The sequence below is a fragment of the Nocardioides koreensis genome (assembly GCF_039531775.1).
GTDB classification, from domain to species: Bacteria; Actinomycetota; Actinomycetes; order Propionibacteriales; family Nocardioidaceae; genus Nocardioides; species Nocardioides koreensis.
Map to the genome: position 1 here is coordinate 306,593 of NZ_BAAAQR010000001.1, position 16,103 is coordinate 322,695.

A 16,103-nucleotide genomic window follows, 5' to 3' on the forward strand; every position below is an offset into this window, starting at 1 on the left:
CCCACTCCTCGTCGGGTGGGCTCCGGCCTCTGCTCCGGAGGTGGTTCGGCACGTCGTACGACGGGCCAAGCGATCACGTTCGGGTGTTCAGTTGTGGTCGGGCTGGGTCTCGCGACTCAACCCTGGCGCTGCTTGTGGCGCGGGTTCTCGCAGATCACCATGACGCGGCCGTGGCGACGGATCACCTTGCACTTGTCACAGATCGGCTTGACGCTCGGCTTGACCTTCACGAAAGGTCCCTCTCAATTCGGCTGCTCACTTGTAGCGGTAGACGATCCGACCCCGGGTGAGGTCGTACGGCGAGAGCTCCACCACCACGCGGTCCTCGGGGAGGATCCGGATGTAGTGCTGGCGCATCTTGCCGCTGATGTGGGCGAGAACCTTGTGCCCGTTGCTCAGCTCGACGCGGAACATGGCATTCGGCAGGGCCTCCACGACGGTGCCCTCGATCTCGATCACGCCTTCTTTCTTCGGCATGTCCTCCACAATCTGTTGGTCGTTCGGCTCCCTCGCGGGAGCCGCCGGTCTACCGTGGTGCACTGTCCCCGGATCGGTCCGGGGCCAGGTGGCCCGGGAACCTCCACGTCGACCTGCTCGTGCTGCGCCGGTCGGGCGTGGTGGACCTCGTGCAGCCGTCCCGGGAACCTCATCCCGGGCACAGCCCGACGTGCTCTAGTGAGCTCGTCGAACGATGATCCGGGCAGCCGCGAGGCACCACGAAACAGACCCACGTTGGGCCGACACGCCAGTTTAGTGGCAAACGGCCGGCAAACACGAATCCACTCAGGTTCAGTCCGCCTGCGCGAGCAGCCGGAGCGTCTCCTCCCGGGCCGGGCTGGTCGCCGGCTCGGTCCCGACGTGCGCGCCGGCGACCGGGTGCACCATCACCTCGTCCACGGCGTACGCCGCGGCGAGCTCGTCGATCCGGGCGCGAGCCTCCTCGGGCGAGCCGATGACCCAGCGGGACCGCATCGCCTCGACGACGTCCCGGTGCGGCTCGGGCAGCTCCACCTTCTCCGCCTCCTCGACCAGCTGCTGGGCGGTCAGCGGCTGGCCGGTGCGCAGCGCGAGCATCGCGAGGAGCTGCGGCAGGGCCAGCCGGTGGGCCTCCTCGGTGGTCGGCGCGACCACGGCGTTCACCGTGAGGAACGTGCGGGGCTCGGCCAGCTCCGCCGACGGCCGGAAGGCGGAGCGGTAGAGCTCGAGCGCCTCCGCGGTGCCGCTGCCCGAGAAGTGGTGCGCGAAGACGTAGGGCATCCCCTTCTCGGCCGCCAGCCGGGCGGAGTAGTCCGAGGAGCCGAGCAGCCAGATGTCGGGCACCGAGGTCGCGACGGGGGTGGCGCGCAGGGGGTAGCTGCGCCCCTGGATCCCGATCGCCACGCCCTCGGCGTCCATCATGGCCAGCACGTTGTCGACGTACTCGGGGAACCGGGTGACCGCCTCGTCGCTGACCCCGCCCGCGCCGTGGCGCAGGGCGTAGGTGGTGACCGGGTCGCTGCCGGGCGCGCGGCCGATGCCGAGGTCGATCCGGCCCGGGTAGGCGGCCTCGAGCAGCGCGAACTGCTCGGCCACGACGAGCGGCGCGTGGTTGGGCAGCATCACTCCCCCGGAGCCGACCCGGATCTCCCGGGTCGCACCGGCCACCAGGCCGATCAGCACCGGGGGGTTCGTGGCGGCCACCGCCGGCATGTTGTGGTGCTCGGCGAGCCAGTACCGGCGGTAGCCGAGCTCGTCGGCCACCCGGGCCAGGGACAGCGTGGCCGCCACCGCGTCCCGGGACGCCTGGTCGCTGCGGACCGGCACCAGGTCGAGGACGGACAGGGTCGGACGTCGGGTGCTCACCCCGACCCAACCCCGACCGCCGGGCCGGGTATTCCGCGGGTCTCAGCCCTCGTCGGGCTCGCCCAGCGAGATGGTGCGCTCCTCGATCTCGGCCTGCGACATGTTCCTGGAGACGAGCAGGCTGACCACCGCGGTGACGGCGAGCGTGCCGACGATGATGACCAGCGAGAGCCAGATCGGGATGTCGGGCGCCCACTCGACGGGTTCGCCCCCGTTGATGAACGGCAGCTCGTTCTCGTGCAGCGCGTGCAGCACCAGCTTCACCCCGATAAAGCCCAGCAGGACCGCCAGCCCGTACGAGAGGTAGATGAGCCGCTGCAGCAGGCCGCCGATGAGGAAGTACAGCTGGCGCAGGCCCATCAGCGCGAACACGTTGGCCGTGAAGACGAGGTACGGGTCCTGGGTCAGGCCGTAGATCGCGGGGATCGAGTCGAGCGCGAACAGCAGGTCGGTCGTGCCCAGGGTCAGCACCACCAGGAACATCGGCGTGATCAGGCGCTTGCCGTTCTCCCGGCTGAACAGCTTGGTGCCGTTCCACTCGGTGGTCGCCGGGAGGTGCCGCTCCGCGAACCGCACCAGGCGGTTCTCCTCGTACTCCTCGTCGTCGTCGTCGTTGCGCCCCTCCCTGGCCAGCTTGACCGCCGTCCACAGCAGGAAGGCACCGAAGAGGTAGAACACCCAGCTGAACTCGTTGATGGCCGCCGCGCCGATGACGATGAAGATCCCCCGCATCACCAGCGCCAGCACGATGCCGATCATGAGCGCGGTCTGCTGGTACTGCCGGGGCACCGAGAAGTTCGCCATGATGATGATGAAGATGAACAGGTTGTCGATCGACAGCGAGTACTCCGTGAGCCACCCGGCGAAGAACTCCGGACCGGGGGCCGAGGAGAGTGCGTGCGGCTCGGCGAAGAGCCAGAGCGCACCGCCGAAGAGGACGGCCAGCCCGATGAAGAACGCCAGGTGGCGGCTCACCTCGCCCATCGTCGGCTCGTGGGGTCGACGGGCGATCACCACCAGGTCGACGAACAGGGCCCCCACCGTGACGACGATGGTGATGGCCCAGACGAGCGGGGAGGCGACCGAGTCGCCCATGATGGCATTCATCGAGTGAATTTCTCCTCCGGAGCAGGCGGCGGCGCCGGCACAGGAGCTGCGCCGGCCGTTCTTTTCTCCGGAGGTCTCTTCCGCTCGGGTGACCGAGCCGGTGGCACCGGGTCCGGGCTGAGCCGGGCCGTACTGACGACACCACCGTGACGGGAATACTCCCCTCCTGGGGTCCCATCGTCCCACGCCGGGACCGGCGCGGGGCAGGTGACCCTAGTCAGCGCCTCCGAACGGCACGCCGAGCGCGGTCAGTGCCGCCTCGCCGCCGTCGAGGGCCGTGAGCACCCAGGCCCCCCGCGGGGTGAGGGTGAAGGTGTGCTCGAAGTGGGCGGCCCAGGAGGCGTCGGAGGTGATGACGGTCCAGTCGTCCTCGAGGACGACCGTGTCCTTGGTGCCCAGCGTGATCATCGGCTCGACCGCCAGCGCCAGGCCCTCGACGAGCCTGGGTCCCCGTCCGGGCCGGCCGAAGTTGGGCACGTTGGGGGGCATGTGCATCTGCGTGCCGATGCCGTGGCCGACGTAGTCCTCGAGGATGCCGTAGGAGCCCTGGCTGCGCACGTGGCTCTCCACGGCGTGCGAGATGTCGGTGACCCGGCCTCCGAGGCGGGCGGCGCCGATCCCGTGCCACAGCGCCTCCTCGGTGACCCGCATCAGCTCGGTCACCTCGTCCGGGACGGTGCCCACCGCGACCGTGATCGCGGCGTCGCCGTGCCAGCCCTGACCGGAAGCGTCCGGAGTGATGGCGCCGCAGTCGATCGAGATGACGTCACCCTCGGCCAGGACCCGGCCACCGGGGATGCCGTGGACCACCTCGTCGTTGACCGAGGTGCAGATCGAGCCCGGGAAGCCGTGGTAGCCCTTGAATGACGGGGTCGCGCCGGAGGACCGGATGTTGTCCTCCGCGATCGCGTCGAGCTCCCCCGTGCTGATCCCGGCACGCACCGAGGAACGGAGCAGCTCGAGGGTCTGCCCGACGACCAGCCCGGCCCGGCGCATGCCGGCGATCTGGTCGGGCGTCTTGATCTCGAGTCCGCGGTCACGGAAGCCCATGACACCTCCCCAGAGCGGCGCTCAGGGCGTGCGTCGGCAAGGCGGAGGAGGGAAGGCGACCTTCAAGGCGCAGCGGTCGTCGACCGACGACAACGCTGCTGACGTGCGTCATGAGTGCCGCTCAGCTCTGCGTGACGACGTCCAGCGCCTCAAAGATGCGCTGGGTGACCTCGGCGACCTCGCCCATCCCGTCGACCTCGATCAGGATGCCGCGGGCGCGGTAGACCTCGATCAGGGGCTCGGTCTGCTCGGCGTAGATCTCCTGGCGCTTGCGGATGACGTCCTCGGTGTCGTCGGCCCGACCCTCGACCTGGGCCCGCTGCAGCAGCCGCTCGACGATCTCGTCGGCGTCGACGGTGAGCACCACGACCGCGTCGAGGCTGTGCCCGGTGAACTTGATCATGCCGTCGAGCTCTTCGACCTGGGCCAGGGTCCGCGGGTAGCCGTCGAGCAGGAAGCCGGGCTCGGCGTCCTCCTCGTCGATCCGGTTGCGGACCATCAGGTTGGTGACCTCGTCGGGCACGTAGTCGCCGGCGTCCATGTACCGCTTGGCCTCGATCCCGAGCGGCGTGCCCTCGGAGACGTTCGCGCGGAAGATGTCGCCGGTGGAGATGGCGGGAATCCCGAAGTGCTCGGCGACGAACTTCGCCTGCGTGCCCTTGCCGGCCCCGGGCGGGCCCATCATGATCAGTCGCATTTAGCGGAGGAATCCTTCGTAGTTGCGCTGCTGGAGCTGGCTCTCGATCTGCTTCACCGTGTCCAGCGCGACACCCACCATGATCAGGATGGAGGTGCCACCGAACGGGAAGTTCTGGTTCGCGTTGATGAAGACGAACGCGATCAGCGGGATCAGGGCGATCAGGCCCAGGTACAGAGCGCCCGGCGCGGTGATGCGGGACAGGACGTAGGACAGGTAGTCCTCGGTCGGCTTGCCCGCCCGGATCCCGGGGATGAAGCCGCCGTACTTCTTCATGTTGTCCGCGACCTCTTCGGGGTTGAAGGTGATCGAGACGTAGAAGTAGGTGAAGAAGACGATCAGGAGGAAGAAGGTGATCATGTACAGCGGGTGGCTGCCGCGGACGAAGTAGTCGTTGATCCACGTCACCCACGGAGAGTCGCTGTTCTGGTTGAACTGCGCGGCCATGGCCGGCAGGTAGAGCAGCGACGAGGCGAAGATGACCGGGATGACACCGGCCTGGTTCACCTTCAGCGGGATGTACGTCGAGCTGCCACCGAACATCTTGCGGCCGACCATCCGGCGCGCGTACTGCACCGGGATGCGGCGCTGGGCCTGCTCGATGAAGATGACGGCCGCGATCACCAGCAGGCCGATCACCACGACGATGCCGAAGACCCACCAGCCCTTCTCCTTCTGGACGGCCCAGAGGGAGGACGGGAAGCCGGAGACGACCGTGGTGAAGATCAGCAGCGACATGCCGTTGCCGACGCCGCGCTCGGTGATGAGCTCACCGAGCCACATGATGACGGCCGTGCCGGCGGTCATGGTGACGACCATGACCATGAAGGTCCCGGTGCCGTTGTCGTGCAGCAGCGGCTTGGCGCAGCCCTGGAGGAGGTTGCCGGAGCGGGCGAGCGCCACGATGCCGGTCGCCTGGAGCAGGGCCAGGCCGAGGGTCAGGTAGCGGGTGTACTGCGTGATCTTCGTCTGCCCCGACTGCCCCTCCTTCTTCAGCGCCTCGAGCCGCGGGATCACCACGACGAGCAGCTGCAGGATGATGCTGGCGGTGATGTAGGGCATGATCCCCAGCGCGAAGACCGTCAGCTGGAGCAGCGCACCGCCCGAGAACAGGTTGATCAGGCTGTAGACGCCCGAGTTGCCCACGTCGTTGACGCAGGACTGGACGTTGGCCACGTTGACGCCCGGGGTCGGGATCTGGGATCCGAGCCGGAAGATCGTGATGATCAGCAGGACGAACAGCAGCTTGCGCCGCAGGTCCGGGGTCCGGAAAGCGTTCGCGAACGCGCCTAGCACAGGATCCTCTTTCTCCGAGCGGGGTGCGGCCCTCGCACGACACCCGCGAAGACCCGGGGAAGCCTAACAGGCTCCCCACTGGGTCCGATGATGCCCGATGGATGTGGCGAGGGCGCGGCCGGCCTCAGCCGTCCGCGCCCTCGCACCACACACATCAAAGGCAGGTCAGTTTTTCCGTCACAGCACCGTGGTGCTGCCGCCGGCCGCCTCGATCTTCTCCTTCGCCGAGCCGGAGAACGCGTTGGCGCTCACCTGGACGGCGACGGACAGGTCACCCTGGCCGAGGACCTTGACCGGGTGGCCGTTGCGGACGGCGCCCTTGGCGACCAGGTCCTCGACGGTCACGGTGCCACCCTCGGGGAAGAGCTCGTTGATCCGGTCGAGGTTGACGACCTGGAACTCCACCTTGAAGGGGTTCTTGAAGCCCTTCAGCTTGGGCAGGCGCATGTGGATCGGCATCTGGCCACCCTCGAAGGCGACCGGAACCTGGTAACGGGCCTTGGTGCCCTTGGTACCGCGACCAGCGGTCTTTCCCTTCGAGCCCTCACCGCGACCCACACGGGTCTTCGCGGTCTTGGCGCCGGGAGCCGGACGCAGGTGGTGCAGCTTGAGCGTCATCTCACTCGACCTCCTCGACCGTCACCAGGTGACGGACGGTGTTGACCATGCCCCGGATCTCCGGGCGGTCTTCCTTCACGACCACGTCGCCGATCCGCTTGAGACCGAGCGTGCGCAGGGTCTCGCGCTGGTTCGCCTTGACGCCGATCGTGCCCCGCATCTGCTGGACCTTCAGCTGTGCCATCAGGACGACACCTCCTGGGACACGCCCTCCGGAACCTCGGCGCGAGCCTTCAGCAGCGCCGCCGGAGCGACGTCCTCGACCCGCAGGCCACGGCGCGCAGCGACGGCCTCCGGCTGCTCCAGCATCCGCAGCGCCTCGACGGTCGCGTGCACGATGTTGATCTGGTTGGACGAACCGAGCGACTTGCTCAGCACGTCGTGGATGCCGGCGCACTCGAGCACCGCACGCACCGGGCCACCGGCGATCACTCCGGTACCGGGCGCGGCCGGACGCAGCATGACGACGCCCGCCGCCTTCTCGCCCTGGACCGGGTGCGGGATCGTGCCCTGGATGCGGGGGACGCGGAAGAAGTTCTTCTTCGCCTCCTCGACACCCTTGGCGATCGCGGCCGGAACTTCCTTCGCCTTGCCGTAGCCGACGCCGACCAGACCCTCGCCGTCACCGACGATCACAAGGGCGGTGAAGCTGAAGCGACGACCACCCTTCACGACCTTGGCGACACGGTTGATCGCAACGACGCGCTCGATGTAGGCGGTCTTGTCAGCAGCCTGGCCACCGCGACGGTCGTCGCGGTTGCCTCGGCGCTCGCCACCGCGCTGTCCGCGCTGGGCTCCGCTCATGAGACTTTTCCTCTTCTCTCTCTTGCTTGTCTTGCGATCAGAACGTCAGGCCGCCCTCGCGGGCGCCATCGGCAAGGGCCGCGATGCGGCCGTGGTACTTGTTGCCGGCGCGGTCGAAGACCACGCCGTCGACGCCGGCGGCCTTGGCGCGCTCGGCAACGAGCTCACCGACCTTCTTGGCCTTGGCGGTCTTGTCGCCGTCGAAGGCCCGCAGGTCCTTCTCCGTGGTCGACGCGAACGCGAGGGTCTTGCCGACCTGGTCGTCGACGACCTGCACGGTGATGTGCTTCGACGAACGGGTGACGACGAGACGCGGACGCTCGGCGGTGCCGGCGACCTTCTTGCGGCCCCGCACCTGGCGGCGCAGGCGCGACTTGACGCGACCCGCAGTGTGCTTGTTGTTCTTCAGCGAGATCGCCATGGTCACTTACCAGCCTTTCCGACCTTGCGGCGGATTTGCTCACCCGCGTACCGAACGCCCTTGCCCTTGTACGGCTCGGGCTTGCGCAGCTTGCGGATGTTGGCCGCGACCTCACCGACGAGCTGCTTGTCGATGCCCTGCACGCCCAGCCGGGTCGGGCCGTCCACGGTGAACGTGATGCCCTCGGGAGCGTTGAAGGTGATGGGGTGGGAGTACCCGAGCTGGAACTCCAGCTGGGTCGGGCCCTTGGACAGGACGCGGTAGCCCACGCCCACGATCTCGAGCTTCTTCTCGTAGCCCTCCGTGACACCCACGACCATGTTGTTCACGAGCGTGCGGGTCAGCCCGTGGCGGGCCCGGCTCTCACGCTCGTCGTCGGGTCGGGACACGTTGAGGACGTCGTCGTTCTTCTCCACGGTGATCGGGGAGACCACGGTGTGGCTCAGGGTGCCCTTCGGGCCCTTGACCGTCACCAGCGGGCCGTCGATCGCCACGTCGACACCCGAGGGCACGACGACGGGCATTCTTCCGATGCGCGACATGTCAGTTCTCCTTCTCGGGTCTCGGGCTACCAGACGTAGGCGAGGACTTCCCCACCCACGCCCTTCTGGTTCGCCTGGCGGTCGGTGAGCAGGCCCTGGCTCGTCGAGATGATCGCGACGCCCAGGCCGCCGAGCACCTTCGGGAGTCCCGTGTGCTTGGCGTAGACCCGCAGGCCGGGCTTGCTGATGCGGCGAACGCCCGCGATGGAGCGCTCCCGGTTCCGGCCGTACTTGAGCGTGATGGTCAGCGACTTGCCGACCTCACCCTCGGCCGGCTCCTTCACGTCGAAGGACGTGATGTAACCCTCCTGCTGGAGGATCTCCGCGACGCCCTGCTTCAGCTTGCTGTACGGCATGGTCACCGCGTCGTGGTACGCCTGGTTGGCGTTGCGCAGACGAGTGAGCATGTCTGCGATCGGGTCAGTCATCGTCATGGCCGCGAGGCCCTTTCTCCACCGTGGTTTCGCACCTGCATCTCAGGTGCGACCTGCAGCGATCGTTGTTAGAAGTGGATCGGTGATTGAGCAGGCTGCGCAGCAACCGTCTCGAAATCGGTCACCAGGAGGACTTGGTCACGCCGGGCAGCTCGCCGCGGTGCGCCATCTCCCGCAGGCAGATGCGGCACAGGCCGAACTTGCGGTAGACGGCCTTGGGCCGGCCGCAGCGCTGGCAGCGGGTGTAGCCGCGGACAGCGAACTTCGGCTTGCGGGCGGCCTTGACCTTCAGAGCGGTCTTCGCCATGTCAGTTCTCCTTGAAGGGGAAGCCGAGCTGCTTGAGCAGCGCACGACCCTGGTCGTCGTTGGTGGCCGTGGTCACGATCGTGATGTCCATGCCGCGCGACCGGTCGATCCGGTCCTGGTCGATCTCGTGGAACATGACCTGCTCGGTCAGACCGAACGTGTAGTTGCCACGGCCGTCGAACTGCTTGGGCGAGAGGCCGCGGAAGTCGCGGATGCGCGGCAGCGCCAGCGACAGCAGGCGGTCCAGGAACTCCCACATCCGGTCGCCGCGCAGCGTGGTGTGCGCGCCGATCGGCATGCCCTCGCGCAGCTTGAACTGCGCGATGGACTTGCGGGCCTTGGTGACCAGGGGCTTCTGCCCGGTGATCGCCGTGAGGTCCTTGACGGCACCCTCGATCAGCTTCGAGTCGCGAGCCGCCTCGCCGACGCCCATGTTGACCACGATCTTGGTCAGGCCGGGCACCTGCATGACGTTCTTGATGTCGAACTCGGACTGCAGCGCGGGGAGGATCTCCTCGCGGTAGCGGGTCTTCAGACGCGGGGTGACCGCAGCTGAGGTCTGGGTCTCGGTCATCAGATCTCCTTGCCGGACTTGCGCGAGATGCGGACGCTGCGCGTCGACGTGTACGTCGAGCCGTCCGGGCGGCGCTTGGTGACCTCGTCACGGCGGAAGCCGATCCGGGTCACGCCGTCGCCCTCGACGAGCATCACGTTCGAGACGTGGATGGGGGCCTCGGCGGTGATGATCCCGCCGGTGTTGCCGGCGCGCCCACCCTGGTTCACGACCTTGGTGTGCCGCTTGATCCGGTTGACGCCCTCGACGATCACCCGCTGCTCCTCACGGAGCACCTGGATGACCTTGCCCTCGGCACCCTTGTCCTTGCCGGCGATCACCTTGACGGTGTCGCCCTTCTTGATGTTCACGCTGTTCTTGCCCATGAGTCAGAGCACCTCCGGCGCGAGCGAGATGATCTTCATGAACTTCTTCTCGCGCAGCTCGCGGCCCACCGGGCCGAAAATGCGGGTGCCTCGCGGCTCGCCGTCGTTCTTGAGGATCACGGCGGCGTTCTCGTCGAAGCGGATGTACGAACCGTCGGGACGGCGACGCTCCTTCACGGTGCGCACGACAACGGCCTTGACGACGTCACCCTTCTTCACGTTGCCACCGGGGATCGCGTCCTTCACGGTGGCAACGATGACGTCGCCGATACCGGCGTAGCGCCGACCCGAGCCACCGAGAACACGGATGCAGAGGATCTCCTTTGCACCGGTGTTGTCGGCGACCTTGAGTCGCGACTCCTGCTGGATCATTGTCTCTCCTGGTTGTCGAGCTGGTTCTCAGCGCCTCGCGGACGGTGAGCCTGGCCGAACTGATGTGGTTGTCCTCGCCGGAAGGCGAGAGGGTTACTTCGCCTTCTCGAGGATCTGCACGACGCGCCACCGCTTGGTGGCGGACAGCGGACGGGTCTCCATCAGGAGGACGCGGTCGCCGATGCCGCACTCGTTCTGCTCGTCGTGCGCCTTCAGCTTGCTGGTGCGACGCATGACCTTGCCGTACAGCGCGTGCTTCACGCGGTCCTCGACGGACACGACCACGGTCTTGTCCATCTTGTCGCTGACGACCAGGCCCTCACGGACCTTGCGAGCGTTGCGCTCAACTGCCTGCTCGCTCATGCGGCACCATCCTCGTTGTCCTGAACTGCATCGTTCTGGCCAGGAGCGGTCCGGATGCCGAGCTCGCGCTCACGCACCACGGTGTAGATCCGGGCGATGTCCTTCTTGACCGTACGGAGCCGGCCGTGGCTCTCCAGCTGGCCGGTGGCCGCCTGGAAGCGGAGGTTGAAGAGCTCCTCCTTGGCCTCGCGCAGCTTGGCCTCGAGGTCGATGTTGGTCATCTCGTCGAGCTCGTGAGCAGTCGTAGCCATCAGAATTCACCTGCCTCACGGGAGACGAAGCGGCACTTCATCGGGAGCTTGTGCATCGCGCGGCGCATGGCCTCACGAGCAATGTCCTCCGAAACGCCGGAGAGTTCGAACATGACGCGGCCGGGCTTGACGTTGGCGATCCACCACTCCGGCGAGCCCTTTCCGGAACCCATGCGGGTCTCGGCAGGCTTCTTGGTCAGCGGGCGGTCGGGGTAGATGTTGATCCACACCTTTCCACCGCGCTTGATGTGGCGGGTCATCGCGATACGCGCCGACTCGATCTGGCGGTTGGTCACGTAGTGGCCCTCGACCGCCTGGATGCCGAAGTCGCCGAAGGCGAGCTTCGTGCCACCCTTGGCAGCACCGGTCCGCTTGGGGTGGTGCTGCTTGCGGTGCTTGACACGACGGGGCATCAACATGGCTCAGGCCTCCTTCGGAGCGTCAGCAGCGGGGGCAGCGGCCTCGGCCGGAGCGTCCTTCGCCGGCGCCTCGGCGGCGCGGTCCGAACGGGACGGACGGTCGCCACGCGAGCCACGGCTCGGGCGGTCGCCGCCACGCGACGGACGACCACCGCGGCCGGGGACACCGGCGCGGGCAGCGGCCTGGGCCTGGCGCTCGGCACGGGTGCCGGCGACCTCGCCCTTGTAGATCCAGACCTTCACGCCGATGCGGCCGAAGGTGGTCTTGGCCTCGTAGAAGCCGTAGTCGATGTCGGCGCGCAGCGTGTGCAGCGGCACGCGACCCTCGCGGTAGAACTCGGTGCGCGACATCTCGGCGCCGTTGAGGCGGCCGGAGCACTGGATCCGGATGCCCTTGGCACCCGAACGCATCGAGGTCTGCATCGCCTTGCGCATCGCGCGACGGAACTGCACGCGGCCGGCGAGCTGCTCGGCGACACCCTGGGCGACCAGCTGCGCGTCGATCTCGGGGTTCTTGACCTCGAGGATGTTCAGCTGCACCTGCTTGCCGGTGAGCTTCTCCAGCTCGCCCCGGATGCGGTCGGCCTCGGCGCCACGGCGACCGATCACGATGCCCGGACGCGCGGTGTGGATGTCCACCCGCACGCGGTCCCGGGTGCGCTCGATCTCGACCTTGGCGATGCCGGCCCGCTCCATGCCCTTGGACAGCAGCTTGCGGATCGCGACGTCCTCACCGACGTAGCTCTTGTAGAGCTTGTCGGCGTACCAGCGGCTCTTGTGGTCCGTCGAGATTCCGAGGCGGAAGCCGTTCGGGTTGATCTTCTGGCCCATCAGGCCTTCCGTCCCTTCTTCTCAGCGACCACTGCGGCCGGCTGTACGGCCAGCGTGATGTGGCTCGTGCGCTTGTTGATGCGCGTCGCGCGGCCCTGCGCGCGAGGACGCCAGCGCTTCATGGTCGGCCCCTCGTCCACGGTGCCCACGGAGACGACCAGGTCACCGGCGTCGAGACCTTCAGTGGTCTCGGCGTTGGCGACGGCGCTCTCCAGCACCTTGTAGACGGTCTCCGACGCGGCCTGCGGCGCGAACTGCAGCAGCGCCAGGGCCTCGTCGACGGGGAGGCCGCGGACCATGTCGACGACACGGCGGGCCTTCATCGGGCTGATCCGCACGAAGCGTGCGCTCGCGAAGGCACCCGGCTGGTCGCCGAGCAGCGACTCGCGGCGGGCGCTGGTGCGCCTGCGCTCGGTAACGCTCATGGCTGTATATCTCCTCTGGCCCCACCGCGTCAGCGGCGGCGACCCTTCCGGTCTTCCTTCACGTGCCCGCGGTAGGTGCGGGTGGGGGCAAACTCGCCGAGCTTGTGGCCGACCATCGAGTCGGTCACGAACACGGGAACGTGCTTGCGGCCGTCGTGCACGGCGATCGTGTGGCCGATCATGTCCGGCACGATCATCGAGCGGCGCGACCAGGTCTTGATCACGTTGTGGGTGCCCTTGTCGTTCTCCGCGTCCACCTTCTTCTGAAGGTGGTCGTCGATGAAGGGGCCCTTCTTCAGGCTGCGAGGCATGTCGGTTACTTCCTACCCTTGCCGGACTTGCGACGACGGATGATCTGGGAGTCGCTGGCCTTGCGCTTGCGCGTGCGGCCCTCGGGCTTGCCCCAGGGGGACACCGGGTGGCGACCACCGGACGTCTTGCCCTCACCACCACCGTGCGGGTGGTCGACCGGGTTCATGACGACACCACGGACGGTCGGGCGCTTGCCCTTCCAGCGCATGCGGCCGGCCTTGCCCCAGTTGATGTTCGACTGCTCGGCGTTGCCGACCTCGCCCACCGTGGCGCGGCAGCGCACGTCGACGAAGCGCATCTCGCCCGAGGGCATGCGCAGCGTGGCGCGCGAGCCCTCACGGGCGACGAGCTGCGCGCTGTTGCCCGCGGAGCGGGCGATCTTCGCACCGCCGCCGGGACGCAGCTCCACGCAGTGGATCGTCGTACCGACCGGGATGTTGCGCAGCGGCAGGTTGTTGCCCGGCTTGATGTCGGCGCCGGAGCCCGACTCGACCGCGGTGCCCTGGCGCAGGTCCTTCGGCGCGATGATGTAGCGCTTCTCGCCGTCGGCGTAGTGCAGCAGCGCGATGCGCGCGGTGCGGTTGGGGTCGTACTCGATGTGGGCGACCTTGGCCGGCACGCCGTCCTTGTCGTAGCGACGGAAGTCGATGATGCGGTAGGCGCGCTTGTGACCGCCACCCTGGTGCCGGGTGGTGATCCGGCCCTGGTTGTTGCGGCCGCCCTTCTTGGGCAGCGGACGCGTCAGCGACTTCTCCGGCGTGGTCCGGGTCACCTCGACGAAGTCGGCGACCGACGAGCCACGACGGCCCGGGGTGGTCGGCTTGTACTTGCGGATAGCCATTTTTCAGTCCTCGTATCTGTGCCCGGTCAGGAGACCGGACCTCCGAAGATGTCGATGCGGTGACCCTCGGCCAGGCTGACGATCGCGCGCTTGGTGTCGGCGCGCTTGCCGAGACCGTTGCGGGTACGACGCGTCTTGCCGGCGCGGTTGATGGTGTTGACCGACGTGACCTTGACGTTGAACACCTTCTCGACCGCGATCTTGATCTCGGTCTTGTTGGCGTCAGGACGCACGATGAAGGTGTACTTGTTCGCGTCGAGCAGGCCGTAGCTCTTCTCGGACACGACCGGCGCGATCAGGATGTCGCGGTGGTCCTTGTGCAGCGTGCTCACTTCGAACCCTCCTTGGCGGTGCCGCCGGACACGAGCACGTCGTACGCGCCCTTGGTGAAGACGATGTCGTCGGACGCCAGCACGTCATAGGTGTTGAGCTGGTCCACCGCGACGATGTGCACCTCGGGGGCGTTGCGCAGCGACAGCCAGGTGAGGGCGTCCGTGCGCTCGAGCACCACGAGGAACCGCGTGCGGTCCGAGAGGCCGGCGAGCCCGGCGAGAGCCGACCTGGTCGACGGCTTGTCACCCGAGAACAGCGACTCGACCACGTGGATCCGGCCGTTGCGGGCCCGGTCGGAGAGGGCGCCACGCAGGGCGGCGGCCTTCATCTTCTTGGGCGTGCGCTGGTCGTAGCTGCGCGGCTGCGGGCCGTGGACGGTGCCACCACCGGCGAACTGCGGCGCACGGGTCGAGCCCTGGCGGGCGCGGCCCGTGCCCTTCTGCTTGTAGGGCTTCTTGCCACCACCGCGGACGTTGCCGCGGGTCTTGGTGGCGTGCGTGCCCTGACGGGCGGCAGCCTGCTGCGCGACGACCACCTGGTGGATCAGCGGGACGTTGACCGCCACGTCGAAGATCTCGGCGGGGAAGTCGACCTTGACGGTCTTGACCTCAGACTTGGTAGCCATGCTCACGCCTCCTTGCCCGTAGTGATGACAGAGCCCTTGGCGGCCGAGCGGAGCACCACGAGACCACCCTTGGGGCCGGGGACGGCGCCCTTGAGGAGGATCAGGCCCTTCTCGGTGTCGACCGCGTGGACGGTGACGTTCTGGGTGGTGACGGTGTCGGCACCCATGCGTCCGGCCATGCGCACACCCTTGAACACGCGACCCGGCGTGGCGCAGGCGCCGATCGACCCGGGCTTGCGGTGGTTGCGGTGCGCACCGTGCGAGGCGGACACACCGGAGAAGCCGTGACGCTTCATCGTTCCGGCGAAGCCCTTGCCCTTGCTGGTGCCGGTGACGTCGATCTCCTCGCCGGCGGCGAAGGTGTCGACGGCCAGCTCCTGGCCAACGGTGTAGGTCGCGGCGTCCGCGGTGCGGATCTCCACGAGGTGGCGGCGCGGGGTGGTGCCCGCCTTGGCGAAGTGACCGGCTCGCGGCTTGTTCACCTTGCGGCCGTCGATCTCGCCGAAGCCGACCTGGACGGCGTTGTAGCCGTCGGTGGCGGGCTGGCGGACCTGGGTGACCACGTTGGTGCTCGCGGCGATCACGGTCACGGGGACGACGCGGTTGTTCTCGTCCCACAGCTGGGTCATGCCGAGCTTGGTGCCCAGCAGGCCCTTCACGTTGCGTTCGAAAGTCATGTCAGTGACCTCAGAGCTTGATCTCGATGTCGACACCGGCAGGCAGGTCGAGACGCATCAGCGAGTCAACCGTCTTCGGCGTGGGGTCGATGATGTCGATGAGGCGCTTGTGGGTGCGCATCTCGAAGTGCTCGCGGGAGTCCTTGTACTTGTGGGGCGAGCGGATGACGCAGTACACGTTCTTCTCGGTCGGCAGCGGCACAGGGCCGGCGACCTTGGCACCCGTGCGGGTGACGGTGTCCACGATCTTGCGCGCCGAGGTGTCGATCACCTCGTGGTCATAGGCCTTGAGCCTGATGCGGATCTTCTGTCCCGCCATAGGTCTCTCTCGTCCTTAGTCAGTTCTGTGCCGGCCACATGAGCCGGAACCGCGTGCCTTCGTTTCTCGACCTGGCCCCGGGTGAGGCCCTGCCGCCCTGCTCCACCACCCCCGACGCCCGGCCTCTCGGCCGACCCCCGCGGTCGGGCGTGTCGCCACCTGCGAAATCGAACTCTGCGGGCGCGCAACACGGGACCGGGGTCTCGCATCGTTGTTGGTGACACTCGACGGGTTCGTCGAGTGAATCGGGTCCCCCTCCCTGCAGTGATGCAGGGCCG

General features: G+C 67.8%; 28 protein-coding genes. All 28 read right to left on the minus strand.

Annotation, left to right across the window (positions count from 1 at the left end):
• Window positions 1–116 precede the first annotated feature (116 nt).
• The 28 genes from rpmJ to rpsJ all read right to left on the minus strand — a co-directional run bounded on the left by rpmJ (window position 117) and on the right by rpsJ (window position 15,825).
• Window positions 117–230, minus strand: a complete 114-nt coding sequence (gene rpmJ / locus ABD268_RS01385; protein WP_011757308.1) for a 50S ribosomal protein L36 — start codon at window positions 228–230, stop codon at window positions 117–119.
• Window positions 231–255: 25 nt separating this feature from the next.
• The gene (gene infA / locus ABD268_RS01390; protein WP_011757309.1) at window positions 256–477 is read right to left on the minus strand and encodes a translation initiation factor IF-1; all 222 of its coding nucleotides are present in this window, start codon (window positions 475–477) and stop codon (window positions 256–258) included.
• Between the two features lie 312 nt (window positions 478–789).
• Window positions 790–1,842, minus strand: coding sequence for an LLM class flavin-dependent oxidoreductase (locus ABD268_RS01395; protein WP_344146449.1), 1,053 nt, complete (start codon window positions 1,840–1,842; stop codon window positions 790–792).
• Window positions 1,843–1,884: 42 nt separating this feature from the next.
• A complete protein-coding gene (locus ABD268_RS01400) occupies window positions 1,885–2,949 on the minus strand; it encodes a TerC family protein (RefSeq protein WP_344146452.1) in 1,065 nt (354 codons plus the stop codon).
• 213 nt (window positions 2,950–3,162) lie between these two features.
• Window positions 3,163–3,999, minus strand: a complete 837-nt coding sequence (map, locus tag ABD268_RS01405) for a type I methionyl aminopeptidase (RefSeq protein ID WP_344146454.1) — start codon at window positions 3,997–3,999, stop codon at window positions 3,163–3,165.
• A 121-nt stretch (window positions 4,000–4,120) separates the two neighbouring features.
• Window positions 4,121–4,696 carry an adenylate kinase gene (locus tag ABD268_RS01410; RefSeq protein ID WP_344146457.1) on the minus strand — a complete coding sequence of 192 codons (576 nt, stop codon included), beginning with the start codon at window positions 4,694–4,696 and terminating at the stop codon, window positions 4,121–4,123.
• Complete coding sequence (secY, locus tag ABD268_RS01415) at window positions 4,697–5,992, minus strand: preprotein translocase subunit SecY (RefSeq protein WP_344146460.1); 1,296 nt, start codon at window positions 5,990–5,992, stop codon at window positions 4,697–4,699.
• A 177-nt stretch (window positions 5,993–6,169) separates the two neighbouring features.
• Complete coding sequence (rplO, locus tag ABD268_RS01420; protein ID WP_344146463.1) at window positions 6,170–6,610, minus strand: 50S ribosomal protein L15; 441 nt, start codon at window positions 6,608–6,610, stop codon at window positions 6,170–6,172.
• A 1-nt stretch (window position 6,611) separates the two neighbouring features.
• Window positions 6,612–6,794: a 50S ribosomal protein L30 gene (gene rpmD, locus ABD268_RS01425; protein WP_344146466.1), complete on the minus strand. Its 183-nt coding sequence runs from the start codon at window positions 6,792–6,794 to the stop codon at window positions 6,612–6,614.
• Complete coding sequence (gene rpsE / locus ABD268_RS01430; RefSeq protein WP_344146469.1) at window positions 6,794–7,414, minus strand: 30S ribosomal protein S5; 621 nt, start codon at window positions 7,412–7,414, stop codon at window positions 6,794–6,796. The genes rpmD and rpsE overlap by 1 nt, the downstream gene beginning before the upstream one ends.
• A gap of 37 nt (window positions 7,415–7,451) precedes the next feature.
• Window positions 7,452–7,835, minus strand: a complete 384-nt coding sequence (gene rplR, locus ABD268_RS01435; protein ID WP_344147929.1) for a 50S ribosomal protein L18 — start codon at window positions 7,833–7,835, stop codon at window positions 7,452–7,454.
• 2 nt (window positions 7,836–7,837) lie between these two features.
• Window positions 7,838–8,377 (minus strand): 50S ribosomal protein L6, encoded by a 540-nt coding sequence (rplF, locus tag ABD268_RS01440; RefSeq protein WP_344146472.1) that lies wholly within the window; start codon window positions 8,375–8,377, stop codon window positions 7,838–7,840.
• A gap of 26 nt (window positions 8,378–8,403) precedes the next feature.
• Window positions 8,404–8,811: a 30S ribosomal protein S8 gene (gene rpsH, locus ABD268_RS01445; protein WP_344146475.1), complete on the minus strand. Its 408-nt coding sequence runs from the start codon at window positions 8,809–8,811 to the stop codon at window positions 8,404–8,406.
• A gap of 121 nt (window positions 8,812–8,932) precedes the next feature.
• A complete protein-coding gene (locus ABD268_RS01450) occupies window positions 8,933–9,118 on the minus strand; it encodes a type Z 30S ribosomal protein S14 (protein WP_011757321.1) in 186 nt (61 codons plus the stop codon).
• Between the two features lies 1 nt (window position 9,119).
• Complete coding sequence (rplE, locus tag ABD268_RS01455; protein WP_180934350.1) at window positions 9,120–9,692, minus strand: 50S ribosomal protein L5; 573 nt, start codon at window positions 9,690–9,692, stop codon at window positions 9,120–9,122.
• Window positions 9,692–10,057: a 50S ribosomal protein L24 gene (rplX, locus tag ABD268_RS01460; protein ID WP_344146483.1), complete on the minus strand. Its 366-nt coding sequence runs from the start codon at window positions 10,055–10,057 to the stop codon at window positions 9,692–9,694. The genes rplE and rplX overlap by 1 nt, the downstream gene beginning before the upstream one ends.
• 3 nt (window positions 10,058–10,060) lie before the next feature.
• Entirely contained in the window at window positions 10,061–10,429 is a 369-nt protein-coding gene (gene rplN, locus ABD268_RS01465; protein WP_011757324.1) for a 50S ribosomal protein L14, read from the minus strand.
• Between the two features lie 93 nt (window positions 10,430–10,522).
• Window positions 10,523–10,792, minus strand: a complete 270-nt coding sequence (gene rpsQ / locus ABD268_RS01470; RefSeq protein ID WP_125038971.1) for a 30S ribosomal protein S17 — start codon at window positions 10,790–10,792, stop codon at window positions 10,523–10,525.
• A complete protein-coding gene (rpmC, locus tag ABD268_RS01475; protein WP_344146490.1) occupies window positions 10,789–11,043 on the minus strand; it encodes a 50S ribosomal protein L29 in 255 nt (84 codons plus the stop codon). Before rpmC ends, rpsQ begins: the two co-directional genes overlap by 4 nt.
• A complete protein-coding gene (rplP, locus tag ABD268_RS01480; RefSeq protein WP_344146493.1) occupies window positions 11,043–11,462 on the minus strand; it encodes a 50S ribosomal protein L16 in 420 nt (139 codons plus the stop codon). Before rplP ends, rpmC begins: the two co-directional genes overlap by 1 nt.
• Before the next feature lie 3 nt (window positions 11,463–11,465).
• Complete coding sequence (gene rpsC, locus ABD268_RS01485) at window positions 11,466–12,293, minus strand: 30S ribosomal protein S3 (protein ID WP_344146496.1); 828 nt, start codon at window positions 12,291–12,293, stop codon at window positions 11,466–11,468.
• Complete coding sequence (rplV, locus tag ABD268_RS01490) at window positions 12,293–12,718, minus strand: 50S ribosomal protein L22 (RefSeq protein ID WP_344146499.1); 426 nt, start codon at window positions 12,716–12,718, stop codon at window positions 12,293–12,295. Before rplV ends, rpsC begins: the two co-directional genes overlap by 1 nt.
• Window positions 12,719–12,747: 29 nt before the next feature.
• The gene (rpsS, locus tag ABD268_RS01495; protein WP_344146502.1) at window positions 12,748–13,029 is read right to left on the minus strand and encodes a 30S ribosomal protein S19; all 282 of its coding nucleotides are present in this window, start codon (window positions 13,027–13,029) and stop codon (window positions 12,748–12,750) included.
• A gap of 5 nt (window positions 13,030–13,034) precedes the next feature.
• Window positions 13,035–13,871 (minus strand): 50S ribosomal protein L2, encoded by an 837-nt coding sequence (gene rplB, locus ABD268_RS01500; protein WP_344146505.1) that lies wholly within the window; start codon window positions 13,869–13,871, stop codon window positions 13,035–13,037.
• Window positions 13,872–13,897: 26 nt separating this feature from the next.
• On the minus strand, window positions 13,898–14,203 hold the full coding sequence (gene rplW / locus ABD268_RS01505) for a 50S ribosomal protein L23 (RefSeq protein ID WP_344146508.1): 306 nt from the start codon (window positions 14,201–14,203) through the stop codon (window positions 13,898–13,900).
• The gene (rplD, locus tag ABD268_RS01510; protein WP_344146511.1) at window positions 14,200–14,829 is read right to left on the minus strand and encodes a 50S ribosomal protein L4; all 630 of its coding nucleotides are present in this window, start codon (window positions 14,827–14,829) and stop codon (window positions 14,200–14,202) included. Before rplD ends, rplW begins: the two co-directional genes overlap by 4 nt.
• Before the next feature lie 2 nt (window positions 14,830–14,831).
• Window positions 14,832–15,506, minus strand: coding sequence for a 50S ribosomal protein L3 (rplC, locus tag ABD268_RS01515; RefSeq protein WP_344146514.1), 675 nt, complete (start codon window positions 15,504–15,506; stop codon window positions 14,832–14,834).
• A 10-nt stretch (window positions 15,507–15,516) separates the two neighbouring features.
• Window positions 15,517–15,825, minus strand: a complete 309-nt coding sequence (gene rpsJ, locus ABD268_RS01520; protein WP_008360994.1) for a 30S ribosomal protein S10 — start codon at window positions 15,823–15,825, stop codon at window positions 15,517–15,519.
• Window positions 15,826–16,103 lie beyond the last annotated feature (278 nt).